Source organism: Marilutibacter spongiae, from assembly GCF_014145325.1.
Taxonomy (GTDB): Bacteria; Pseudomonadota; Gammaproteobacteria; order Xanthomonadales; family Xanthomonadaceae; genus Marilutibacter; species Marilutibacter spongiae.
The window spans coordinates 1-24,163 of the sequence record NZ_JACHTF010000020.1 but is presented as its reverse complement, the minus strand read 5'-3'; the positions used below and the strand labels follow the sequence as shown (position 1 = coordinate 24,163).

Annotated in this window: 25 protein-coding genes; 20 read left to right on the top strand and 5 right to left on the bottom strand. The window is 63.5% G+C overall.

What is annotated here, in order from left to right:
- The first annotated feature begins 37 nt into the window (after positions 1-37).
- The 11 genes from H4F98_RS14995 (at position 38) to H4F98_RS14945 (ending at position 10,902) form a co-directional block, all read left to right on the top strand.
- Positions 38-2,800, top strand: coding sequence for a phage tail length tape measure family protein (locus H4F98_RS14995; protein ID WP_182688648.1), 2,763 nt, complete (start codon positions 38-40; stop codon positions 2,798-2,800).
- Positions 2,800-3,993, top strand: coding sequence for a hypothetical protein (locus H4F98_RS14990; RefSeq protein ID WP_182688647.1), 1,194 nt, complete (start codon positions 2,800-2,802; stop codon positions 3,991-3,993). The genes H4F98_RS14995 and H4F98_RS14990 overlap by 1 nt, the downstream gene beginning before the upstream one ends.
- A complete protein-coding gene (locus H4F98_RS14985; protein WP_182688646.1) occupies positions 3,986-4,846 on the top strand; it encodes a phage BR0599 family protein in 861 nt (286 codons plus the stop codon). Before H4F98_RS14990 ends, H4F98_RS14985 begins: the two co-directional genes overlap by 8 nt.
- Complete coding sequence (locus H4F98_RS14980) at positions 4,837-5,253, top strand: hypothetical protein (RefSeq protein WP_182688645.1); 417 nt, start codon at positions 4,837-4,839, stop codon at positions 5,251-5,253. Before H4F98_RS14985 ends, H4F98_RS14980 begins: the two co-directional genes overlap by 10 nt.
- A 2-nt stretch (positions 5,254-5,255) precedes the next feature.
- The gene (locus H4F98_RS14975) at positions 5,256-5,471 is read left to right on the top strand and encodes a hypothetical protein (protein ID WP_182688644.1); all 216 of its coding nucleotides are present in this window, start codon (positions 5,256-5,258) and stop codon (positions 5,469-5,471) included.
- Entirely contained in the window at positions 5,461-8,151 is a 2,691-nt protein-coding gene (locus H4F98_RS14970; RefSeq protein ID WP_182688643.1) for a phage tail protein, read from the top strand. Before H4F98_RS14975 ends, H4F98_RS14970 begins: the two co-directional genes overlap by 11 nt.
- A 3-nt stretch (positions 8,152-8,154) precedes the next feature.
- A complete protein-coding gene (locus H4F98_RS14965) occupies positions 8,155-8,622 on the top strand; it encodes a hypothetical protein (RefSeq protein ID WP_182688642.1) in 468 nt (155 codons plus the stop codon).
- Positions 8,619-9,398 (top strand): hypothetical protein, encoded by a 780-nt coding sequence (locus H4F98_RS14960; protein ID WP_182688641.1) that lies wholly within the window; start codon positions 8,619-8,621, stop codon positions 9,396-9,398. The genes H4F98_RS14965 and H4F98_RS14960 overlap by 4 nt, the downstream gene beginning before the upstream one ends.
- A gap of 210 nt (positions 9,399-9,608) precedes the next feature.
- Complete coding sequence (locus H4F98_RS14955; RefSeq protein ID WP_182688640.1) at positions 9,609-10,331, top strand: hypothetical protein; 723 nt, start codon at positions 9,609-9,611, stop codon at positions 10,329-10,331.
- An 8-nt stretch (positions 10,332-10,339) separates the two neighbouring features.
- Positions 10,340-10,636, top strand: a complete 297-nt coding sequence (locus H4F98_RS14950; RefSeq protein WP_182688639.1) for a hypothetical protein — start codon at positions 10,340-10,342, stop codon at positions 10,634-10,636.
- Positions 10,633-10,902 carry a hypothetical protein gene (locus H4F98_RS14945; protein WP_182688638.1) on the top strand — a complete coding sequence of 90 codons (270 nt, stop codon included), beginning with the start codon at positions 10,633-10,635 and terminating at the stop codon, positions 10,900-10,902. The genes H4F98_RS14950 and H4F98_RS14945 overlap by 4 nt, the downstream gene beginning before the upstream one ends.
- 32 nt (positions 10,903-10,934) lie before the next feature.
- Here H4F98_RS14945 and H4F98_RS14940 read toward each other — a convergent pair whose 3' ends face one another.
- Positions 10,935-11,627 (bottom strand): hypothetical protein, encoded by a 693-nt coding sequence (locus H4F98_RS14940; RefSeq protein WP_182688637.1) that lies wholly within the window; start codon positions 11,625-11,627, stop codon positions 10,935-10,937.
- 26 nt (positions 11,628-11,653) lie between these two features.
- Positions 11,654-12,583 (bottom strand): SOS response-associated peptidase family protein, encoded by a 930-nt coding sequence (locus H4F98_RS14935; protein ID WP_182688702.1) that lies wholly within the window; start codon positions 12,581-12,583, stop codon positions 11,654-11,656.
- 249 nt (positions 12,584-12,832) lie between these two features.
- On the opposite strand from H4F98_RS14935, the gene H4F98_RS14930 reads away from it, so the two are divergent.
- On the top strand, positions 12,833-13,867 hold the full coding sequence (locus H4F98_RS14930) for a DNA cytosine methyltransferase (protein WP_182688636.1): 1,035 nt from the start codon (positions 12,833-12,835) through the stop codon (positions 13,865-13,867).
- 15 nt (positions 13,868-13,882) lie between these two features.
- On the top strand, positions 13,883-15,937 hold the full coding sequence (locus H4F98_RS14925; RefSeq protein ID WP_182688635.1) for a BbrUII/HgiDII family restriction enzyme: 2,055 nt from the start codon (positions 13,883-13,885) through the stop codon (positions 15,935-15,937).
- Between the two features lie 106 nt (positions 15,938-16,043).
- Here H4F98_RS14925 and H4F98_RS14920 read toward each other — a convergent pair whose 3' ends face one another.
- Positions 16,044-17,006, bottom strand: a complete 963-nt coding sequence (locus tag H4F98_RS14920; RefSeq protein WP_182688634.1) for a tyrosine-type recombinase/integrase — start codon at positions 17,004-17,006, stop codon at positions 16,044-16,046.
- A gap of 341 nt (positions 17,007-17,347) precedes the next feature.
- Here H4F98_RS14920 and H4F98_RS14915 point away from each other — a divergent pair, with 341 nt between their 5' ends.
- The 7 genes from H4F98_RS14915 (at position 17,348) to H4F98_RS14885 (ending at position 22,073) form a co-directional block, all read left to right on the top strand.
- Positions 17,348-18,568, top strand: coding sequence for a tyrosine-type recombinase/integrase (locus H4F98_RS14915; protein WP_182688633.1), 1,221 nt, complete (start codon positions 17,348-17,350; stop codon positions 18,566-18,568).
- A 90-nt stretch (positions 18,569-18,658) separates the two neighbouring features.
- The gene (locus H4F98_RS14910; RefSeq protein WP_182688632.1) at positions 18,659-19,270 is read left to right on the top strand and encodes a hypothetical protein; all 612 of its coding nucleotides are present in this window, start codon (positions 18,659-18,661) and stop codon (positions 19,268-19,270) included.
- A 113-nt stretch (positions 19,271-19,383) separates the two neighbouring features.
- Complete coding sequence (locus H4F98_RS17065; protein WP_182688631.1) at positions 19,384-19,608, top strand: helix-turn-helix transcriptional regulator; 225 nt, start codon at positions 19,384-19,386, stop codon at positions 19,606-19,608.
- Positions 19,605-19,907: a hypothetical protein gene (locus H4F98_RS14900; RefSeq protein ID WP_182688630.1), complete on the top strand. Its 303-nt coding sequence runs from the start codon at positions 19,605-19,607 to the stop codon at positions 19,905-19,907. The genes H4F98_RS17065 and H4F98_RS14900 overlap by 4 nt, the downstream gene beginning before the upstream one ends.
- Positions 19,904-20,263, top strand: a complete 360-nt coding sequence (locus H4F98_RS14895) for a hypothetical protein (protein ID WP_182688629.1) — start codon at positions 19,904-19,906, stop codon at positions 20,261-20,263. Before H4F98_RS14900 ends, H4F98_RS14895 begins: the two co-directional genes overlap by 4 nt.
- Before the next feature lie 656 nt (positions 20,264-20,919).
- Positions 20,920-21,420: an HGGxSTG domain-containing protein gene (locus H4F98_RS14890; protein WP_182688706.1), complete on the top strand. Its 501-nt coding sequence runs from the start codon at positions 20,920-20,922 to the stop codon at positions 21,418-21,420.
- 161 nt (positions 21,421-21,581) lie between these two features.
- The gene (locus H4F98_RS14885; protein WP_182688628.1) at positions 21,582-22,073 is read left to right on the top strand and encodes a DUF3251 domain-containing protein; all 492 of its coding nucleotides are present in this window, start codon (positions 21,582-21,584) and stop codon (positions 22,071-22,073) included.
- A gap of 602 nt (positions 22,074-22,675) precedes the next feature.
- On the opposite strand, the gene arsN2 is transcribed toward H4F98_RS14885, so the two are convergent.
- Both arsN2 and H4F98_RS14875 read right to left on the bottom strand, forming a co-directional pair.
- Positions 22,676-23,158: an arsenic resistance N-acetyltransferase ArsN2 gene (gene arsN2 / locus H4F98_RS14880; protein ID WP_182688627.1), complete on the bottom strand. Its 483-nt coding sequence runs from the start codon at positions 23,156-23,158 to the stop codon at positions 22,676-22,678.
- The gene (locus H4F98_RS14875) at positions 23,148-23,801 is read right to left on the bottom strand and encodes an alpha/beta hydrolase (protein WP_182688626.1); all 654 of its coding nucleotides are present in this window, start codon (positions 23,799-23,801) and stop codon (positions 23,148-23,150) included. The genes arsN2 and H4F98_RS14875 overlap by 11 nt, the downstream gene beginning before the upstream one ends.
- Positions 23,802-24,163 lie beyond the last annotated feature (362 nt).

Here is a 24,163-nt window from a genome sequence, read left to right as displayed (position 1 = left end):
AAACGCCCAAGCGGATTGATCGACTGAGGAAAGGCTAATGGCCACCCGCAACAAGGACTTCGAGATCGACCTGAAGATGCGCGCCGAGTTCGGTGAGGCGCAGCGCGAGCTGGTGCGCACGGAAAAGCAGGTGAAGTCCCTGGCGCGCAGCCTGAGCCAGGCCAACCGCGACCTCGCCGGCGGCACGGTGGGTTCGAAGGCGGTGGACCGCACGACCCAGTCCATGGACAAGGCGACCCTGTCGGCGAAGCAACTGCAGCAGGCCACGCGCCAGCTGCCGGTGCAGTTCACCGACATCTTCACCGGTTTGGCCACCGGGCAGCGGCCGCTGCAGGTGTTGCTGCAGCAGGGTGGTCAGCTGAAGGACGTGTTCGGTGGCATTGGGCCGGCGGCGCGCGCAGCCGGTGGCTACTTGCTGGGGCTGATCAACCCGCTGACGTTGTCGGCTGGCGCGGTCGCGGCCTTGGCCTACGCATGGAATGAAGGCAGCAAAGAATCCCAAGCCTTCAATGAGGCCTTGATCGAGACCGGTGGAATCGTCGGGCTGACTTCAGATCGTCTCGCCGAAATGTCTCTGACGCTGTCCGATGGCGAGAACAGCCAGCGCAAGGTGGCTGCCACCTTGGCCGAGATCACGAAGTCCGGGAAGTTCACTGCGGACCAGGTTGCGGCGATCACCGGGGCCGCGCTGGATCTCCAGCGGATCGGCGGAGTTGCGGTAGAGGAAGTCGTCGAGCGATTTGCCAAGCTCGCCGACGAGCCGGTCAAGGCCGTTCTTGCTCTGAACGATGCTACGCACTTCCTGACGCTCGAGGTCTACGAACAGATCAAGGCGCTCGAAGAGCAGGGGCGCACGCAGGAGGCGGCCACGCTTGCCATGCAAACGTACGCGGACGAGGTCCAGCGCCGCACGTCGCAGATTGAGGACAACCTCGGCCTGCTCGAGAAGGCTTGGAGCCACATCACTCTGGCTGCCGACGCAGCGTGGGACAGCATGCTGGGTGTCGGGCGTGCCGAAACCGGGCAGGAGGCATTCGTCGGTCTTCAAGAGCAGATCCTCGCAATGGAGGAGGCGCTGCAGACTCGGGCAAGTGGTGGCTTCAGCTTGTCCTTCCTGCAGCTCAGCGACCAGGAGCTCAACTCCCGAATCGCCACCATGCGCGATCAAATGCGAGCGTTGTCGGACGCCAATGTCGAGGAGCAGAAGGCGGCAAACCGGCGAGCCGAAGCACAGCGGGCCGAAGAAGCCGCGATCGCACTCGACCAAGAAGCGGCCAAGTACGCCTCGGCGGAGGAGAAGCGCGCCCAGCGCATCGCCGCCGCGCGGCAGCAGGCCAACGATGCGGTCGAAGCCGCCATGGCGGCCGACAACAAGGAGCTGGTGGCCAAGATCCGCGCCGACGAGGCGGCCATCATCGCCGGCATCGAAGCCGAGGCGAAGAAGCCCCGCAAGCGACGGCCGAAGAAGGGTGAGGACCCCGACGCCGCGGCCAAGTCCGCGCTGGCCAACCTGCAGCGCCAGGTGGCCTTGCTGGGCGAGGTGGAGGAAGGCGAGACGCGGGTCAGCGAAGAGGCCCGCGTCCGATACGAGATCCAGTCCGGTGCCTACGCCAGCGCCAACGATGCGCTGAAGGCCCAGCTGGTGGAGAACGCGAAGCTGCTCGATGCCGAGCGCGCCCGGCGCGACCAGGCCAAGGAGCAGAAGAAGGCGTTCGAAGAGGCCGAGAAGGCATACGAGCGGATGCTGGACAGCCTGCGCACGCCGGCGGAAGTGGCGCTCGACACGGCGATCGAGCGCGTCCAGACGCTCAATGAGGCCATGCAGCGCGGCATCGGCGATGCCGGCGATTACGACGAGGCCCTCGAGCGAATCCTCAAGGACTCCTTCAAGAAGGCGCCGAAGTTCCAGGGCCTGGCGCCGGAGGTGGCGGGGCCGTTCGGCGAGCTGGACAAGATCGACGAGGCTCGCACCCAGTTGCAGGAGTGGTACGCCGAGCAGCTGCAGCTGCTCCAGAACTACCGTGACCAGCGCCTGTTCACGGTGGCCGAAATGGATGCGGCCGAGCTGCGCATAGAGGCCGAGCACCAGGCAAAGCTGCGGCAGCTGCAGAGCGCGCAGTCCCAGGTGATGCTGGCCGGCGCGTCGGAGATGTTCGACGGCCTGGCGGGGATCGCGCGTGCGTACGGGGGCGAGCAGAGCAAGACCTACCGGGCCCTGTTCGCCCTGAGCAAGGGTTTCGCGGTGGCGCAGGCGGCCGTGGCGCTGGGGCAGAACGTGGCCGAGGCCAGCAAGGCGGGCTACCCGCAGAACATCCCCCTGATTGCGGCCGCGTTCGCCCAGGGCGCGCAGATCGCCAGCCTGCTGGCAGCCGCGACCTATGGCGGGGGCGACGGGTACGCGACCGGTGGGCATGTCCGCGGCGCCGGTACCGGGACCAGCGACAGCATCAATGCGCGGCTGTCCGACTACGAGTATGTGACCCGGGCCGCCGTGGTGCGCCAGCCCGGCGCGCTGCCGTTCCTGGAGGATTTCAACGAGCGCGGCATGGACGCGCTGTACGGGTGGACGCGGTTTGCCGATGGGGGCCTGTTCGAGTCTGCCAACGAGCCCCGCCTGCCGACGCCGCGATACGACACCTACGCCCCCACGATCAGCCCCGAGATGAGCGTCGCGGTCATCAATGCGCTCGACCTCGATGACGTGGCCGAGCGGCTGGCCGGCAATCGCCGCTTCAAGAAGGCCGTCGTGAACACGGTGATCGAGGATCAGAACACCGTCCGCTCCGGGTGGGAGGGCTGATGGCATTCACGCCGGGCGGGCCCGTGCCCTGGACCGTGCCGCCGGATTGGGCACGGCCGGTGCGTGAGTCGCTGGGGTGGGGCACGAACACGCTGCGGGCGAACACGACGGGCGTGTCGTTCCATGCCAGCCTGCGCGAGACGCCCGCGCGGGCCTTCGAGTTCGAGGTCTTCGACGAGGGCCTGCCCTGGCGCTTCGCGGACGCACTGCTGCATACCGCCAGCGGTCAGGCGATGCTGCTGCCGGTCTGGCCGGACCTGCAGCTGGTGGGGCCGCTGACCAGTGGGCTGGGCAGCATTGCCTGCGCGACCGACGGCTACGACTTCACCGATGACGGGCTGGCCCTGCTCTGGGGTGGGGTGAACACGTGGGAGGTGCTGGAGGTGGCGACGGTCGATCCGGGGGCGTTGGTGCTCGCATCCCCGACCTCCCAGGCCTGGCCGCGCGGCACGCGTCTGTATCCGCTGCGGCGAGGCCGGGTCCGCAACGGCCTGCAGGAGACCGTGCGCGCCGACGACAAGGGCCGGCGCACGGTCCGCTTCGAGGTCCGTGAGCCCTGCGCATGGCCTGCCGCGGCGCCCGTGGCCACCTACCTGGGACACCCCGTGCTGGAGTGGCGGCCGGACGATGGGACGGACGAAGGCGGCAGCTACAACCGCCTCATGGCGGAAGTCAGCAACGACCTCGGCGGTCCGGCCGAGTTCGATCTCGCCAGTGTGCAGTTGCGCGGCAGCTCGATGGGTTGGCATTTGTGGGGTCGTGCCGATCAAGCCGCGGCGCGATCGCGCCTGTACGGCATGCGCGGGGGCGCGGTGCCATTGTGGGTACCGAGCTGGAAGCAGGACCTGAGGCTGGCCGCGCCGATCAGTGCCGCGTCCACCACGATGACGGTCGAGTGGACCGGCTACGCGGCGCTGGGCGCGCTGCAGCCCAACCGGCGGGATCTCCGCATCGAGCTGAGGGACGGTACCGTGCTGTATCGACGGGTCACGGGTGTTGCGGACGCCGGTGCCACCGAGAGCCTGTTCCTTGATGCGCCGTTGGGGGTTGCTGTGGCCCCCGCCCAGGTGCGGGCCATTTCCTATCTCACGTTGAGCGTGGGCCCCGACAGCCAGGAGATCGCCCACTACACCGATGCCGATGGCCATGCGCAGGTGAGCCTGTCCTTCTCGGCGGTGGTGCCCGATGTTTGAGGACCTCGAGCTCTCCCGCTTCTTCGGCCGCAAGGTCGCGCTGTACCTGTTCAAGCGCGGCGCGGTCGAGCATCGCTTCACCAGCCGCGATCGCGACCTCACCATCGGCGGTGAGACCTACGTCGCCGCGCGCGGCATCTCGCACTCGGAGATCCGCCAGACGGCAGCCAGCCCGCAGAAGAACCAGCTGACGGTGACGGTGCCATACCGCATGGACCCGAATGCGGCCGACCAGCCGGTCACGCAGGTGCTGGGCGACTGGTTCAACCCGTACCCGCCGGGCGAGCGGGTGCTGGTGACGGTGATGACGACGCACCTGGGCGACCCCGACGAACAGGTCAACGTGGAATGGCTGGGCCGCGTGCTGGGCCCGAAGTTCACCGACACCACGCTCGAGCTGGCGTGCGACCCGTCGTACCGCAACGCCCGTACCAGCGGGCGCCAGGCGCGCATCGGGCGCAACTGCGACGTGCCGGTCTACAGCCAGGGCGAGGGCATGTGCAACCTCGACAAAGCCGCGCACGAGGTGCCTGCGACGCTCAGCGCCGTCGCCGGGCTGGCGCTGACCGCGCCGGCGTTCGCGGCGGCCCCGCGCAACCTCGGCGGCGGGTTCATCGAGTGGACCCGGCTCGATGGCCTTACCGAGCGCCGCACCATCTGGTCGCACGCCGGCGACACCGTCGTCGTGAACTTCGGCGCGGCCGACCTGGCCATCGGGCTGGACCTGTCGGCCTACCCCGGCTGCGCGCACAACAGCGAGGCCTGCGACAGCTACGGCAACGGCGTGAACTACCCGGGCTACAAGAACCTGCCCACCTCCGACCCGCTGCCCAGGAGCCAGGCATGGGGCTGATCGCGCGCAAGCTGCACTGGGCCTACTGGATGGCGCGCTACTGGGCGATGGACAAGTACGCCACGCCCTGCCGGCGAGCGGTGCTGGTGGCCGCGCTGGTCGTGTTTTCCGTCCAGGCGGTGGCGCTGTGGCAGGCCGCGCCGGCGGCGATCGCGCCGGGCGCGCCTCGGGGCGCCTGGGTGCAGGTCGTCATCCAGATCGCGCTGCTGGTGATCTCGGCCTACATCGCCTACGCCTCGCGGCCCAAGCCGCAGGTGCCCGATCCCGTGAGCGGGCAGGCCCCCGAGACGAAGGACGGCAAGGCCCTGAAGGAGCTGTTCGGCACCGTCTGGGTCGACGACAGCGCCATCGTCGGCTGGGCCAACGGCACCCCGGAGCCGATCCGGAAGAAGGGGGGCAAGAAGTGATCGTGACCATGCGCCACGTGCGCACCATCCCGTACTTCCGCGCCCGGCCGGGCTTCTGCCTGCCCAAGGTGCGCACCTGGTTCGGCGAGCACGGGCTGGACTTCGCCGCGTTCATCCGCGAAGGCCTCGACGAGGCGGTGCTGCTGGCCACGGGCGACGGCATGGCCGAGGCGCTGGTGCGCTGGGCCCACGAATGCGAGGCGGCCCATGGGCAGTAGCAAGAAGCAGACCGTCGGCTACTGGTACCACCCGGCGATCCACATGGTGCTGGGCAAGGGCCCGATCGACGCCGTGCTGAAGATCCGCGGCGGCGACGTCGACGCCTGGTCGGGCGAGGTCACCAGCAACGCGACGATCACGATCGATAACCCGAACTTGTGGGGCGGGGAAGAGGCCGAGGGCGGCATCCAGGGCGACGTCGACCTGATGTTCGGCGCCGCCGACCAGCTACCTAACCCCGCGATCAGCAGCCTGATCGGCCCCGACAGCTCGGCGCACCGCGGCCACGCCGCGCTGCTGTTCAAGGGCGGCCGCTACGGCGCAATGAACCCATACCCCAAGCCGCTGTCGGTGATGGTGCGCCGGATCCTGAAGGGCTGGGACGGGGACGTGTGCTGGTATCCCGAGACGGCGGAGATCTTTGTGGAGCAGGGCGGTCTGCTCGCGCTGTCGCCCGAGTCCGGTGGCTGGCGCTACACGCAGGTCACCCTCGAGAACACCGATGACTACTCGGCGCCGGGCTATGACGACAGCAGCTGGGCCGTGGGCGCCGCGCCGTTCGCGAGCGAGCCGGGCCACCCCTACGCGGCCTCGGCGGGCTTCCCGGCGACGCAAGGCACCGAGTGGACGCTCAACAGCCAGATCTGGGTGCGCCGCACGTTCGACTTGCCCACGGTGTTCGACTTCGGCCTGACCGTGTTCGTGGATAACCTGGCCAGCGTCTGGATCAACGGCGTGAAATTGCTCGACAACGCCGGCACGACCTCCACGCCGTCGGGGCCTGCGTTCACGCACGATATCGCCGTGCCGGCCTCGATCCTGGTGGAGGGCCAGAACCACTTCGCGATGGTGTGCCGCGACGTGGGGACCTATTCCTACGCGGCCACCAAGCTCATGTCCGAGGATCCGGGCCTGATCGGGATCAACCCGGCGCACCTGATCTACTACAGCCTGACCGCCGCCAACATGCAGGGCGAGCCGGTCGAGCTGATCAATGACGCGAGCTTCCGCGCCGCGGCCGACCAGCTGTACGCGGAAGGGTTCTGCCTGTGCACGGAATGGGACCCGGACCAGGAGACCGTCGAGCAGTTCCGGCAGCGCATCTGCAACGTGATCGCGGCCAACTGCACGCGCAGCACGGTCGACGGCCAGTGGTACCTGGACCTGGTGCGCGGTGAGTACGTCCTCGAGGACCTGCCGGTCCTGACCGACGACGATATCCTCGACTTCGAGGCCGAGCCGACCCTGCTCGATGACGCCGTCAACCAGGTCGCCGTGAAGTGGTTCGACCCGTTGACGAAGCAGGCACGGACCACCGCGCCCCTGCATGCGTTGGGCGCGGTCGAGGCCAGCGGGATCAATGCCGAGACGATCGACTACAGCGCCATCCCGGTCGAGCCCCTGGCGCTGCGCGTCGCGGAGCGCGACCTGCGCTCGCGATCCACACCCTTGTGGCGCTACACCCTGACCACGAACCGTCGGCCCTACAACTGGCGCCTGGGCACCTACTTCCGCCTGCAGGCGCCCAAGCGCGGCATCGCCGACAGCGTGTGCCTGGTCGGGGACATCGGCAAGGGGACCCTGCGCAGCGGGGCGATCAGCCTGGTGGCGACGCAGGACGTCTTCGCGATGCCGACGACCACCTACGTGACCGGCGAGCCGCCCGTGCCGCCGGCGACGGGGGAGCCGGCACCGGCGCCGGCCCAGGCGGCGTTCGAGGCGCCCTACGTCGAGCTGGCCGGCTCGCTGCCGGCGGCCGACCTGCAGGCGCTGGACGCCGAGGCCGGCTACGTCCTCGTCGTGGGCGCACGCCCCGCGGTCGGGCTCAACTACCAGCTCAATACCCGCCTGACCGGCGGTGAATACGAGGCCGCCTCGCTGTTCGACTGGTGTCCCAGTGCCGTGGTGGAGGAGGGCGACGACCTCACGGGTCCCGCCACGGCCTTCACCCTCACCGATGGCAGCCTGCTGGACCGGGTCGCGCTGGGCGAGGCCGCCCTGTGGGGCAACGAGATCGTCCGCGTGGACGCGCTCGACGTGGGCACCGGGGCGGCTGTCTTGGGGCGCGGGTGCGGCGACACGGTGCGCCAGGCGCACGCGCCGGGCGAGCGCATCTGGTTCTTCGACGCGTGGGCCGGCTCGGACCTGGTCGAGTACGTCACCGGCGAAGAGGTGCAGGCCAAGCTGCTGACCCGCACGGGCAACGCGATCCTGGACTTGGCGACGGCGCCCGAGTCGAGCGTCACCCTCGACCAGCGCGCCTACCGGCCCTATCCGCCGGCGGGCTTCACCGTCCAGGGCGAGAGCTATCCCGGCGCGGCGTTCGGCGAGATCAGCCTCTCCGCCGTGCACCGGGATCGGGTCCAACAGGCCGACCAGCTGGTCGACGACACCGAAGGCACCATCGGCCCCGAGGCGGGGACCACCTACAACGCCCGCTTCTACGCCGACGGGGTCCTCGAGCACACCGTCTCGGGAGCGACCGCGTTCCCCATCACCTACACGCCCGCCGGCAACTGCCTGCTCACCATCGAGCTGGAGGCCGAGCGCGATGGCGTGGCCAGCTGGCAGGCGCACACGCACACCCTCAGCTACACGGTGGCCGAACCGACCCAGCGCCTCACCGAGGCCGGCGACGTCCGGGTGACCGAGAGCGACGATCGACGAATCACGGAGTAACCCATGCCCGACTACAAACTCAGCACCGGCACCGCGGCCGAGCCCCTCTCGGGAACCGAGCTCCTCGAGGTCACCCAGGATGTGGGCGGCACCTTGCAGACGCGCGTCGCCACCGCCGCCGAGATCGCCGACCTGGCCAGCGGCGTGCCCGCCGGCGCACCGGTGGCGGCGGTGGCCGCCAGCCTCACGCTCGGCGCCGGCCAGGCCGGGCGCTTCCTGGCCTGCGACCATGCGACCACGCCGATCGTCATCACCGCGCCCCAGGACAGCGACTGGGCGGCCGCGGTGGGGACGGAAGTCCATGTGTGCTGGTCCGGGGTCGCCGCGGTCAGCGTCGCGGCCGGCACGGGCGCCACGGTGTCCAAGGCCGCGGCCTTCTCGCTCGGCCTGCGGCAGCGCTATGCGGTGGCCACCCTGAAGAAGGTAGCGGCGAACACCTGGCTGCTGTTCGGCCTGCTGGGGGACGCGTGATCCCCGGCGTGGTGGCGGGCGCAGCGGCCGCTGCAGGCGCGGGGGGCGACTACGCCACCTTGCTGGCCAGCCTGGGGCCGGTCACCTACCTGAGGTGCAACGACAACGCCGCCAACAGCACGGTCGTCGACGTCTCCGCGGCGCCGGCGAATGGCGCGCTGCTCTCGGTCGTCAACGGCGTGGCGACGTCGGCCAAGAACACCGACACCGTGAGCGCGGCCGGCCTGCTCGCGGGCTCGAGCGACAAGGCGTTCGCGATCGCCGGCAGCGCAGTCGTCACCTCGCCAGCGAAGACCCTGACCAGCGCGACCGGCTGGGCCGGCACCTGCATCGTTCGGCCTGACGCGGCGCCGGGCGCCGGAAACAGCAATGTCAGCGTGATCATGCAACTGGTGGGCGACGGGGCAGGGTGCCCGGAGCTGCGACTGGTGCACGTCACCGCGACCACTTTCCGGCTGGCCATGTACAGCTCGGGCGTGGGCCAGATCGCCAGCACCGGGGCCGTCACCTGGCCCTACGGCTCCAAGCTGGTGATCGTCCTGAACAAGCTGCCGGCCGGCAAGCTCGAGCTGTGGGTCAATGGCGTGAAGATTGTCGAGTCGACGGGCGAGCCGACCCTCAATTACTACGCCAAGCCCTCCTGGTGGGGCGCGGCACGATTCGGCGCAGCGCTCACGGCCTTCTACCAGGTCATTGGTTCGGTCGACGAATGCGCGCTGTTCAAAGACGGACCGCTCACCTCCACCGAGATCGAGGACCTGGCCGCGGCCGCCTAGCCAATGCCGCTGCCGAGACGCTGCCTGGCTCGAGTCTCCGCAGTGCCCCAGGCCCGGTGCGCCAACACCTAACCCGCCACCGCAGGGTGAAAGATCAGTGATGCGCTTGGTGCTGCTACTCTTTTCACAACTCTTAGCCTGGAGCGATGGCCGGTGTCAGGAAATCAACGCACGTCCCGTCGATGGCTGCTAATTGCGGCGATAGGTGTGATGGGCATAGTCGCCGTCTACTTCCTTTCCGGCGGCCGTCAATTCGGTGGACTAACAGTAGATTGGGGAACCTTGGGAACGTGGGTTTCGGGATTGGGTACGCTGGTGGTCGGAGTTTTAGCTTGGTGGACGTCGAGACGGGCGACTGATATAGCCAATAGTGCGAAGGCAATCGCCCGGGAAGATTTTGAGTTTCGGCGAAGGGAAAGCGCTGCAAAGGGCATGGTAATAGCGCGACTTGTCCACGTTGAAGTCGGCGAGCTGGCTCCGCGAGTGCAAAGACCCATCCAAACGCTGGTTATGAACGTAGTTTGGAAGGAACGTCGAACCTTATTGGACGCTGCCGCAGTCCATGAGTCTATGAAGGAGCTCAGAGAGATTCCTATGAGGACCGTTGAGACTGTTCTGGACAGCGTGCACTATCTTCCTGCTGCTTTAGGCCCAGATCTTGCAACCTTGTTCGCTTATCGTCGACAGCTCGGCGCCATAGCAGGTGAGGGAATGGGCCTCTGCGTCTCGTTGGGTCTTGCCAAGGGCGTGGAGCTTGACCCTTTCCAATACCGAAAGCTGATGCTTGTGGTCAAGCAAGCCATACTCTTTGCCGAGCTTTCCATTGATCTTTCTCGTGAGCTGCAAGAGTTCATCGGGGTCGAGCTCCTGGACCATTCTTTAGTTCAGGAAGTCATTAAAGGTGTGAAGGCCACTGAGCTGAAAGACTGCTAGATCGCACCATGCTCCCCGACGGATTCAAGTGGACGAAGCGCAGCCAGTACGACGAAGAGGGCACCGCCGTCGTGCTGGGCGATGTCCAGGTTGCCATGCTGCTCGAGCGCGTGGATGGAGGCTGGCTCGCGCGGCTCAATGCCCACTGGGGCATGGACAGGCCGCTGGTGACGCGGCGCTGCCAAAGCAAGGCCACCGGCACCGCCGGCATCGAAGCGTGGGCCAGGCGCCACGAGGCGCGCCTCAGGGCGGAGGCTGCGGCACAGGCGCGCCCGGTCCCGCGCGGGCGTAAACTCACCCCATGAGCACAGACCGCTGCGTCACGGAGGACGAGCTGCAGGCCCGCTGCGACGCTCTCGAGGCCCAGCTCCCCGCCCTGATTGCCGAGTACCCGGAGGAGGGCGACTTCTGGAGCGCCTTCGCTGGCATCGCCGACGAGATCGTCGAGGACGCTGTCAGGATGGACGCCGCCGGCGACCTCCACGCCGTGCACTGGTTGCCGGTCAACGGCCGGCTGGTCGAGATGCTGGACGCCCAGGGCATCGCCCACGACCTCCAGACGAATGATTGAGCCGGCCTTGGGGTGAGGACGCTGCTGTTGGCTCACCCGCCTCCGGTGGCCCCTACTAGTGCGTCGATCGTGATGTCTATCTCTTCTTCTTCGTAGGGCCCTAGGAGCTCGACACCAACGAAATGGGTGCGAATGAGCTCAGCCTGGATTTCGTAGCGCGCCGTCTCTGCCAACTCAGAGAAGTGTGAAGCCATCCACTTGAAGTGGGGTGCAAGAAAGTCGGCAATGTCTGTGCCCAGCGAGATTACTCGCGCGTTCCCTCCACTGATGCCAAACATGACGGGATCTTTGGGCGGTGTGGGGGTTAGGAACATCCAAAGACTCTTTGCCCTCCCAACGCCGTCGTCGTGCGCGACCATCTTGTCGCGAAGCGTCAGAACGTACTTGTGAACCCTAAGCCTCTCATCGTCTAGTTCTGCTGCGATGTAGCTGCGAGCGTCAAAGCCCGGAGTCCTTGCGTGCCCGACTCCAACAGCACGACCGTAGGTGATGATTGCCGAGTTCCACAGGCTCTCTTCAACGAAATCCGGTGCGTCGTCGTCCATCTGTCTGCAGGCGTCCAGAATTTCGTGAGCCCGTTCTAGGTCTCGTCTTATATCTGTCAGTGCTGCGAAGCGCGCGACCAGGGTGGAACGAACGTGGAATCGGCCATAGGTCCTGACGGTGTAGTTTCCTTGGTCGTCGAAAATGGCCCGCGGGAATCTTGGCAAGTCAGTGGTGGTCATGCACGAGCTCCTTCATGCGGCGCTCCCTACGCAGCCAATCGGTGCTCGTAGTAGGGGTGTCGCTTGTCGTCGAAGATCGCATACAGCGCGGCGAGGTCGGCCGGGTCCGGCTGCAGCCAGGCGTCCAGGTGCTCGGGCTTGATGTTGATGATCGTGCGGTCGTGGCCGGCCGCAGCGACCTCCGGCTCGGGCTCGTCTGTGATCGCCGCGAACGACAGCAGGTCCGGCTCCTTGCCCAGGGGGTCGGTCCAGTGGGACCACAGGCAGGCCACCAGCATCGGCTCGCCGGTGCGCGGCTCGAACTCGAGGACCTGGTTGGTGCCATCCGGCCCCTCGACGTTCTCGTAGAACCGGTCGGCGACCATGATCCCGTGGCTGTAGCCGAACTGGTCCTTCCAGAAGCCCTCGAGGTTGTCCCGCCTGGCGTTGTAGGTGCCCGGGTACTTCCGGTCGTAGACGGAGGGCTTGCCCGCCGGCCGGCACTGGTAACGCATCAGCTTCACGTGGCGCTTCCCGTCCTCGATCACCAGTACCGGGCAGTAGACCCCGGGGTAGATCCGGTGGTCCTGCTCTGACGCCTTCCCGGCGATCGTGTCCAGCCGGCGCCGGGCCGCCTTCACCTTGTTAGTGCCGATCCGCACGTCCTCAGCGGCCTTCTTCGTGGCCTTGGCCTGCAGGGCCCGTTCGCCATCGGCGACACGCTTGCGTTGATTGAAGAGTTCCTGGGTCAGGTCGTTGACCTCAGCGGCATCCCACTGGCGGATGAGCTCGGCCACCTCGGGTGGCCCGTGCTCGAGGATGTCGCGCTCCGCGGCGCGCGGGACCTTGGGCCGCCGACCCACCGGCCGGCCATCGTCGCCCCAGTACGTCTTCACATAGGTCTCGATGTCCATGATGGCTCCGTACTCGCGCACGAAGCGGGTGAACTCTGCTTTGACCAGGGCGGAGTAGCACATGCGGGCAAGGCTGTAGCCTCCGAGGCGCGCAGTCAACATTGAGCAAACGCTGAAATCTTCAACTGAGCCGCTAAGCGCGCTCACTTTGAGGTAGGATTCAAGCGCGGTGAGCAGTGAAAGGCGGGTGGTGGCGTCAAAGAATTCGCAATGAATTCAGTTGCTTGCGATGGCGCTGGCACTTGGCGCTACCTCCTCCGCCTAGGTTGCCTCGCGGTCGACGGCTGAGCTCGCTGGGGATAAACTGAGCGTATGAAAAAGCACAGAATTTATGCGGTCGACCTGTTCTGCGGAGTTGGAGGTCTGTCGCTCGGCTTGAACAATGCTGGTGTAAGTGTGGTTGCCGGTTACGACTTCGACGAGAGCTGTCGGGCTGCCTATGAGGCCAATATCAAGGCCCCATTCCACGCGCGAGACATTCGTGACGTTTGTGGTAAAGAGTTGGCCGCGCTCTTTCCAGAACACGGCCTCAAGCTCATGGCAGGTTGCGCTCCATGTCAGCCATTCTCGACACATATGCGGGGCCTTGACACATCGCAAGATGCCAAGTGGAGCCTGTTAGATGAGTTTTCCAGACTTATTGAAGAGGTGCGGCCAGATTTTGTCACGATGGAGAATGTTGCAGGCCTGCGAAGAACTGCTGTCTTCAAGCGTTTTGTCGAGAGGCTCTTGAGCAATGGGTTTAGTGTGCAAGAGAGGCTCTGCTACGGGCCTCGGTTTGGACTTGCGCAACGTCGCCGCAGGCTCGTCCTCATTGCGTCAGCCATAGGAGAGCTGGATCCCCTGCCTGACAGCTCCGCAGGCACATTGACCGTACGCCAAGTGATTGGGGAATTGCCAGCGATTGGGGCAGGCGAGCAGCACCCGACAGATCCGCTTCACAAAGCCCGCTCACTTTCGCCATTGAACATGAAGCGCATCAAGGCGTCGAGACCAGGTGGCACATGGCATGACTGGCCACTTGATTTGCGATCAGCGTGTCACAGGAAGTCCACGGGTTCGACATTCCGTAGCGTCTATGCGCGTATGGCTTGGGACGAGCCCGCGCCGACTATCACAACCCAGTCATACAATTTTGGCACCGGCCGTTTTGGACATCCAGTCCAGGATCGGGCAATCACACTGCGTGAGGCTGCACTTTTGCAGGGATTTCCTTGCGACTACAAATTCTTTGGCTCCGATGGCTCCATAGACTTTATGACCGTGGGGAAACATATCGGGAACGCCGTCCCTCCGCCCTTGGGTGCGGCAGTCGGACGACATCTGGTGAAACACCTCAAGTCCTAAGGAAGGAGAAGCGATGTGACCTCCATTGATGTCGGCGAAATCACCCAAACAAGCGAGGATGTTGAAGAACCATTGCGTTTCGAGGTGCATCTCAACGTCTTGCACCACCTCGGAATGAAGCTCTATGCGAGTGCACCTTCCGTGCTAACCGAACTGGTTGCAAATAGCTGGGACGCGGAAGCGGAGACTGTAAAGGTAGAAGTGAACTCTGAGGATGGTCGATTAACTGTGACAGATGATGGTCACGGAATGGATCGATCCGCTCTCCAGTCTCGATTCCTAAGTGTTGGTTATAGTAGGCGCGAGTTCGTAGGGTCGAACATGTCCGATAACAACAAGCGCCGCGTAATGGGGCGCAAGGGTATCGGCAAGCTGGCAATGTTCTCTATCGCTGGTAAGGTTCGAGTTACTACCCAAGTCTCTGGTATGGAGCCTATAGGATTTGAGATCGACGTGGATGAGCTCGAGGCGCGGTCGCGAGCGAACGCTCTATATCTTCCTCGGATGCTTGCAGAGCCCGTAGCCCTGCCGAAAGGCCATGGCACCAGAATCGAGCTTGAGCAGCTGAATCGCTCTGTGGAGCGAAGCGCGAGCTATCTCATACCTCGCCTAGCACGTCGTTTCGGAATCATCGGGCCTCAACATAACTTCAGAGTTTTTCTGGGAGATCATGAGGTTACTCGGGCGGATGCAGGCGTTCATCGAGACCTCCAGTTTATTTGGTACTTCGACGAAGATGCTTTGAATGAGGCGGTGGCGCTTCGCGCGCCCTTAGCCAAACCCGAATCCCTCAATGGCAAAGTAGCTGCAAAAAAGATTTCGAATGTTATCGATATTGAAGGAAGAGCTGTTAGGGTTCGTGGGTTCATCGGTACGGTAGATGTTCCTAGTAAGCTTGGTTCGGAGGGAGAGAGTATCAATCAGGTGTCACTCTTCGCCAATGGAAGACTCTGGCAAGAGGACATGCTCGCGGACGTTGGTGACACGCGCTACTTCAACAGCTACATCGTCGGCGAGATACATGCAGATTTCTTAGATTCGGATGATGTCGATAGGGCGACATCTGCACGAGAATCTGTTATCCAGTATGACCCCGTCTACATTGCTATTAGATCGCATCTAATAGCGACTCTTTCCGAGATCCGTGATCAATGGGATCTTTGGCGATCCGAGGTGGGCGGAGAAGAGGCTGGTGCTGACTCCGATGTCATCGGAGAGTGGATCGACAGTATAGAAAGAACGGCTGACAAGAAGTTGGCCAGAAAACTGATTCGATCTATTGAGAAAGTCCAGTTCTATAACGATGGTGCGAGAAACCGACGCGCTAGATCAATGTTGTATCGCAGCACCATGGTAGCCTTTGAGAAGCTCAGGGTAAAGAATGCCTTGGATCAGCTTAACGGAGTTGAAGATGTTTTTTCTCCAGAGTTTCAGGCTATATTTGCAACCCTCGATGCTGTAGAGGAGAGTTACTTTCATGAGATAAGTCATCAAAGGCTTGAGGTAATCCAGGCCTTTGAGACAAAGATTAATTCGTCAGAACTTGAAGGTGTAGTGCAGGGCTACCTGCTGGATCATCTGTGGCTTCTTGATCCTACGTGGGATCGTATCCAGGGCACACAAAAGAAGGAGGTTCGGCTCTCAGAGTACCTGAAGAAGAGCTGCCCGGACACTAAGGATGGTGCAAGGTTGGATATTGCTTACAGAACGCAGTCAGGAAGACATGTCGTCGTTGAGTTAAAGAGGCCCGGCGTTCGAGTACCATTCGGAAAAATTTTTGACCAATGTAATCGTTATAGGCGTGCTGTGGAGGAGTACGTTCGGCAACATAGCGAGTGGATGGATGGCGGGGGCGCGTCCGCAGTTGTTTCAATATACTTTGTATGTTCTGATCGCTCTCATCTAGACGGTAAGGAACTTGATTCTCTTGAGGCCTTGGGGGCTCGAGTGCTGACTTACGAGAGCCTCATTTTGAGCGCACGTGCGGCGTACGAGAGCTATTATCAATCGAGGGATGAAGCGAAGGGTAGGCTAGAGAAGTTCTTGCACAGACTTGAAGCCGACGCTTAGTTGTATTTAGTCTGGTATCTCGTACATTTCGCTGCGGTGAGAGAATGCTTCATTGGCCAGATTTGGGCCTTTGAATCTAGTGAGTAGGTGTGGGTTGCAGTCGCCTCTAAAGGCGGTCAGCCAACTCGTCGGCGTCTGCTTGATAATAAATCATGAGACTTTTCAAGTCGCGATGGCCGATGACCCTTGCCAGCTCCATAACGTCCAGTTTCTTGGACAGGCGCCAGATCGCCTCGGCCCTGGAGTCGTGGAAGTGAAGATCTTCGATTTTGGTAGCTTGGACGGCCTTTCGCCACAATGCATCCCGGGTGCCAGGGTGAAGATTGAAGGCCGTCTCAGCGACTTGCGGTAGTGCCGCGACGATCTCGCGAGCCCTTGGCGACAACGGAACTCGCCTAGCATCGCCATTCTTTGTCTCTGACAGCGTTACCGACTTGTTCCCAATGTCCTCCCAGCGTAGCCTGAGGATCTCGCCGGCGCGCATTGCGGTCTCCAGGGCGAAAAGGAACGCCAAACCGGTACGTTGAAGGGCGGTCTCTGCGTTGTCGCCGTCGACCAGGTCGCAGGCAATAGCAACTCGCTCCACCTCTTCCGGCGTGATCCGACGCTTTCGGCTTGGCGGCGATCGAGGGCGCCTGACATCGGTCATTGGGTTCGTGCGGATCCAGCCCCAGTCGCGCCTGCAGACCTCGAGCACCGATCGGAGCAGCGTCATCTCTCGGGCGACAGTAGCCGGAGCGACTTCCCTAAGCCTGTCGTCCCGCCATTCGGCGACGTCCGGCCCGACCAGCTCGGCCACTGGCGTGCGGGCAATGGGATGCCGGGACAGGGAATCCAATCGGAGGGCTTCCCAGCGAGCCCCCTTGTGCTCGGGGCTCACCTCGCGCTTGTATCGGTCCAGGGCCTCTGCCAGGGATTTGTCTGGCACCTTGGTCCCCGAAATCTCCGCCTCGCGCTGCAAGGCCCACTGGGCCGCCTCGCGCTTCGTCCTGAACGTGGCAGAATCCCGGCCGTGCCGGTTCTTGATCTGGACGCGCCAGCCATTGCGGTACGGGACGATGCTCGCCATACGGTCCGTGGGGCCAAACGTGGGGCCGCAGGATACCGCAACGGGGCCAAATGGGGCGGGACGGGAACCTTGCTCGAGACCTGAAAGCCATAATTGACGGGCTTTTCAAGCGAACAGGACCGAATTGCGCGCAACGAGATTGGTGCCGAAGACGCCTATCTCCGGCACCAATTGACGGTTTCAGCAAGTCCCAAGACAACCCGAAATCATCACGAAAGCCCCGCAAACGCGGGGTTTTTTGTTGCCTGACGTTCCAAGGCGTCCCATTGCAGCCCTGCAGTCGCGGGGGTACCGTTGGGGGTATCCGGCCCCCTGTGGGGGTATCGAGAGGGGCGTAGGGCATGGCAGCGAACACCGGCAAGCTGACGGCGGCGGCGATCAAGGCGGCCAAGTCTGGCAAGTTGTTCGATGGTGGGGGACTGTTCCTGCTGTCCACGGACAGCGGCTCACGCCTGTGGCGAATGAAGTACCGCCACGCGGGGCGCGAGAAGCTGCTGTCCTTCGGTGCGTGGCCCGAGGTATCGCTGGCCGAGGCCCGCAAGCGCCGCGATGAGGCGCGGACCGTGATCCGTGACGGCGGCGACCCTGCTGCGATCAAGAAGGCGCGCAAGCGAGCTGAGAGGGTCGCAGCGGCCAACAGCTTTGAAGCCATCGCCCGCGAGTGGTTGGCCGGCCAGAAGCGAGGCATGGCGACGGCGACATACGCCAAGGCGCTGGCGTGCTTCGAGAATGATCTGTTCCCGTGGCTGGGCGCGCGCCCCATTGCCGAGATTGACGCCCCCGAACTGCTGGCGACCCTGAAACGGATCGAAGCCCGAGGTGCCCACGAATCCGCACACCGAGCCAAGCAACGGGCCGGGCAGGTGTTCCGCTATGCCGTCGCCCACGGTGCCGCGACGCGCGACCCGTCCGCAGACCTGCGCGGGGCGCTGGCCCCGGTGGTGACCCGCTCGCGCGCTGCGATCACCGACCCGGCGCAGATGGGCGACCTGCTGCGAGCAATGGACGGCTATACCGGCCAGTTGGCGACCCGATGTGCCCTGCGGCTGGCACCGCTGTTGTTCGTGCGCCCCGGCGAGTTACGGGCGATGGAATGGGCCGAGCTGGACCTGGACGGTGCGGAATGGCGCATCCCGGCCGGCAGGATGAAGATGCGCGAGGCGCATATCGTGCCGCTGTCGTCGCATGCGCTGGCGATCCTGGGCGAACTGGAGCCACTGACCGGACGCGGGCGCTATGTTTTTCCGAGCCTGCGAACGCCTAACCGGCCGATGAGCGAAAACACGATCAACGCAGCCCTGCGCCGGCTCGGCTACGACAAAGACACCATGACCGCGCACGGCTTCCGCGCGATGGCGTCTACCCACCTGAATGAAATGGGCTGGTCGCCGGACGTGATCGAGCGCCAGTTGGCCCATGCTGAGCGAAACAAGGTCCGCGCCGCCTACAACCGCGCGCAGTACCTGAGCGAGCGCCGGAAGATGATGCAGGCGTGGGCCGATTTCCTGGATGGCCTGCGGGTGGGGGCCATGATCATTCCGATAAAGCGCAAGGCCAATTGATTGATTTGTAGCGCCGAGTCCGACGGGGCGAAAAGTCAGATACCGCTGTCGCATGGCGCGGCTATTCTGCATGGTGAGTGAGGGGGCGCAATGAGTAACAAGGGTCTGCTAGATAGAGCCTTTAAAAATGTGGAGGCAATGGCGCGTGGTGAGGCTTTAGATCTCGACGCCCAATGGGAGGAAGTGGAAGCGTGGTATCGCTACCTAGAGGACGTTCGAGGCGGAGATTATCCGGTTGCAGACTCGTTCAATGAAGCTTGGGATGAGCTTAACGAGCAGTACAGCATTCACGGAAAGCCGATCATGAAACGCGGTTCGGAGTGCAAGACGTCAGACTCGCCACTTTCCACGCTGTTCTACTACGTTGACATGGGCTTCTATCCCCCGCCCGAGCTGCTTTTCGGATTATTCGAAGTCTGGAAGCGTTACGTGGGTGCGAGAGGGAAGATGAGTCTGGAGGAGGCTTTCTTCGGTCCGACCAAAAAAGGGGCAGGGAACTATGCCAAGCGAACGGCGTCGCGGTTTCGAAAAGTGTGGTTGACGTGGGAGTTTGACCGAATGCTGCGCGAAGGCATGACCCGCAGTGAAGTCGCCGAAGAGCTTTCGAACCAGATGGGCGGTAAGCCGGACGCAGACAGCATTCTACGGATGATGCGTGGGTTCACAGGACTGCACGTATCGAGCGCTAGTGAGGAAAAGTAAGGTCTGAACTTTTCCTCGCGTAGTAGATCCTAAATCAATAGTTTGTGCATTGCTGCATCCCGCAGCGGCCAGCACCATCCGGCGCCGGCCAATGATGTTTGAGGGGTACAACCATGCGACAAACGACCTCGGCGAATGCCGTCTATGGCTTGCTGCGATTGCCACAGGTACAAGCTAGTACAGGGCTTTCGCGTAGTGAGATTTACCGTCGGGTGCGGTCCGGTGACTTTCCCGCACCCGTGAAGCTAGGTGAACGTGCAAGCGCGTGGGTGGAGCGCGAAATTGTTGAATGGGCCGCGCGTCGCATTGCCGAACGCGATGCAAAGGCGGTCGCATGAGCCACCCCAACGAGAACCCCCTGACCCCGGCAAGTTTGGCGACCGACGGGAATCAGGGGGCAGGTGCAAAGGCTGACAGCCCCTGCGGCTGCGAGCATACCCCGTGCAATGCGTGTCTGCACGAAATGGCAGCGCTGGCCGTCGAGGTGGCCCGCCGGATGCTCGCATTGGTGGCGGCCGGTACCGACTACCCCGAGCCGGGCACGGTCGATGCAGCCGACTTGCTGGACACGGCGGCTTGCTACCTGCACGGCGAGTTTTGCCAGGCCCTAAAGGGCGGGCGAGGCGGTGGGGCTTGAACGCCCCCAACCTGGCCGGCCGCGCGTGCCTGTGCCGCGCCTGCGGCGAATACTTCAGCCGCGAACGGGCCTTTGACCGCCACCGCACGGGCGACTATGCCGCGCCGGGCCAATGGCAAGGCAATCGGCGATGCCTGACCGAGGCCGAGATGACGGAGCGCGGTTGGCATCGTAACGCGGCTAGATGCTGGACGATGGAAACGCTTGACCTTGCCGGCCGCAATAGAGTTAGGCCCGCCGACGGCTCGACTGCTAACTCAGTAGCCAAGAAGGGCAACGGCAGCGTGTATGTCCAAAGGCCGGCAACGTACTGGCCCTTCGCAAACCAGCGGGGCGATCAAGATGAAGCCGCGTAGCCGCTTGAATCACAAAGGGCGCAGGGAATCCGGCACGTTCACAGCGATCCCCCACGCTGTGCAGGACTGCGCCAACTGGAGGCAGTGCAGTGGAACTGGAATCAAGCTGCTGTGCGACCTGGCACGCCAGTACAACGGGCGAAACAATGGGGACCTGTGCGCGGCGCTATCGGTGCTGAGGCCGCGCGGGTGGACTTCGCCGGAAACCATCTGCAATGCCCTAAAGGAACTGCGTCACTACGGATTGTTGCTGCTAACCCGGCAAGGCGGTTTGCTTTGTCCGAACCTATACGCGCTGACCTGGCGTCCCGTCGATGATTGCGACGGAAAGCTCACATGTGCTCAGGCGACGCGAGTTGCGCCGGCCACCTGGAAGGAGCCGCGCGAGCGGTTCAAACGGCCACCGAAGAATCGCAAGCCCACTACGCCTCCCGTATCAGACAGCTACGCCATCCGTAACGATGAGGGGAAAAAGGCTGCGTGACTGCTACGTCATCCGTAGCTATTTGGCCCGATTCTCTCCTTGGCCTGCTACGCCATCCGTAGCCCTTTATAGATTCTTACCAAGCGGTGGCGTGGCGAGTGACACGAAAGTAGGTGCGTCTCGACAAATGGGCGCACCTGAGAACAGGACGATCCAAGGAGGCAGGGTCAAGATGAGCGACGACAACCTCAGCCACGACAATGATCGTGCGAACCGCCAGCAGCGCGCGCGACGGTCGCGCATGGTGCGGATCGACTACATGCCCGGCGACCATGCGCGGGTGGTGATCGAGGCCAAGCGGGCGACGTGCCGGCCGGGCAGCATTGAGGCCACTAACAGCGCGGTCATTGACGCGATCGTGACGGAATGGGCCGAGCTGACCGGAATTGAATACACGCAAATAGACGTGTCCATGACTACGGGCCAGCAGCCGGAATTAAGTCACCACTTCGCGCGCGCGTATGACTTCGATAGTTGCTCGGGCGAGCGGTCGGCTCCGTTGGGAGAGGCCACCCGCCGCTTTTGTGGGGCGCGGACCCGAAAAGGGCATCCTTGTCGGGCAAAGGCCGAACCTGGCAAGCGGCGCTGCAAATGGCACGGGGGACGAAGTACAGGGCCGAGAACTCCTGAAGGGAAAGCTAAGGCGCTAAAAAATCTGAGCAAGAGAAAATGAGGGGTGACAGCCAGATCAACGAGGTACTATGCGAGCTGTCATGCGCCTAAAGATTCAGCGATAATTTTACTCTGGAGGGTCTTATGAGATCGATGTGCCTTCTTGCCCTCGTAGCCTTGGGAGGATGTGACAACCTCGCGTCTAGATCAGAGCAAGAGGTAATGAGCGCCAGGCTGAAGAATGTGGAAGACCGCAACTTGGAACAGTTGGCGCGCATTGTTGAACTTGAGTCACGCGTAGATCGGCAAGGACAATCTAGCGCCCCGAGTCCGGTGGCTGAGATTGATCCAGCAGGAGAAAGTGGCTTTCACGTGCTGGATACCGGGATTTCCCCGGTTCTTGTTTCGCTGGATAGCACGTCGCAGAGAGCTGACGGTTCACTGGTTAAGTTGCGGGTCGGCAACATCTCTGCGGGCGACATTACCGGCGGCACAATAAGAGTTCTATATGGGCCTCGGTTTGATGCCCAAGGGGCCCAGGACTACAGTGCATGGAGAGCAGCCCTGCGTTCGAAAGAGCAAAGCATTGTTATGCCTCTCCGCAGCGGTTCGTGGACACTCGTTGACTTGCCTCTCAACTCGCCTCCAGATCGGCTCGGATACTTGCAGGTTCAGATTCAGTCCTCGCGCGTTTCATTGAATCAAACCCAATGAGCAAGAGATCCCAAGGAGGTCGCATCGAGAGCGCATCCTCCTATGGGATCGAAGCGACAATGTAGTGTCATCGGGCGAGTGGAATGTGACGCTTCTACAGTCAATGGGATGGCGGTCGGCCTAGCTCACTCGATCGATTGCGGTCGGAGCGATCGTAAACATCAAGTCCCAGAATCTGGACGATTGGCTCAATCCCTATCCACCGGTCTTAACCTCGCAGTACAGAGGTTTCGATGACAAGCGACACCCATTCCTTGAGCATCGCTTAGTGGCCTAGAACAGCAAGGGGGGGGCTGACGGAATTCCTCTCGCATGAATGCGGGCACCGCCATCGGACCTCCTTTCATGCATCCACGTTTCAGAGGACGGTTTGGCAGTGATCGACGGCAACCCAGCGCGGCCATCTTGGGGGTGTTTTAGGGGGTATTTGTGGAGTTGTCTGGGTTTAAATACAAGAAAAATCAATAATATAGATAGCTTTTGAGGTTCCTATCTCCGCACCAATCCCGGCATGCAGGGCGCCCCCGCCCTGGATCGCCATCGACGAAAAAGCCCCGCTTGCGGGGCTTTTTCGCGTCCCGGGGCCGAACGTGGTTGGGCCGTTACCCGTTGTTGTTCCCCGGCGGCGTCTTGCCCATGAAGCTCGCCGAGGCCGGGCACAGGCTGGCGAACTGCGTGCTGGCGACGATCCCCGGCGGGGCGTCCTCGCGCGCAAGGGTTCGGTAACCCAGCCGCTGGAAGAAGCCGGTCGCGGTCGTGGTCAGCAGGAATAGACGTTCTAGGCCGCGCGACACGGCTTGCCGCTCGGCATGGGCCACGAGCGCCTCGCCGAGCCCCTGGCCGCGGGCTTCGCCGGCGACGGCAAGCGAGCGGAGCAGGGCGGCATTGCCGTGCATCTCGAGGCCCACCAGGCCCTGCAGCGCGCCATCGGCGACACATCCGAACAGCATGGCGCTGGACTTCTGGAGATCGCTTGCATCGAGGTCGCAGACGGCGAGCAGGGCGTCGACAGCGGCGTCATGGTTGATCGCTTCGATCAAGCCGGGCCGGCTGGGCGGCATGACGCCATCGCCTTCAATCTGCATCGGCGTGTACCCAGTCCAGCACCGGATCGACCCACGCCGGCATCGGCGTATAGAAGGCGCCATGCCGCTTGCCGGTCGCGATCCCGATTTCCTCGAACGAGGCCAGCTCGCGCGACTGCTCGGCGATGGGCTGGCAGCTGCCGGCCAGTTCGTCGCTCTCCTCGAAGATCGAGAGAACGCGGCCCGTGAACTGCAGGTGCGCCGGCACGTCCCCCATCGGACACGCGGCCAGCAGGACGAAACGTACCCCGGGCCGCCTCAGGAAGCTGGAGACACGCGTCGCGATCCCGCCGCCCTTCGAGAAGCCGACGACGACGATGCGGGTGGCCGGCACGCCCCGCGCAATGAGCGCTTCGACCTGCGACACGACGACACCGGCATAACGGCTCATCTCGGTGCCCGGGGGGCGCTGTGCCGAGATCACGACGGCACCCCGGCCGGACAGGGCCTCCAGCACGGCGGGATAGTCGTAGCGGCCGAAGCGGGAATCGGTAGGCGTCGGGCCGGCGTTCTCGATGATCCGGCCATGCAGGTAGATCAGGTGGACCCGCGCAGCGTCCGGCGACTCGGGCACATCGGTCATGACGGCGGCGGCGGCCGTCGGGGCCACGAGGGTCAGCACCAACAGGATCCAGGTTCTCAAGGCGTACTCCGGCATGGGGTCTGAAATGGCAGGAACATCGCAACGATAACGGCAACCGTCGTCTTCGTCGCTGTGCCGGAAGTTCTGGTTCTGAAGGGATTAGGCGCGTGAACGACGCATACCGAGCGCTACAGCAGAACTTGCCGACACCATGGCCAGCAAGACAAATGCGGCCAGAGAAACATAGAAACCGGTGTTGTCGATGTGTCTACACATGCCGGCGATGCAAAAGCTCCCGACGTCCCCCCGCCTTCAGTAGCAAGGCGGTTTAGAGTCCGGGATCAATCGTAGCGGATGCCAGCTGGCTGGCGTAGTCGCTCGGGGTCAGTCCGCCGAGCACCTTCTTGGGTCGCTCCTCGTTG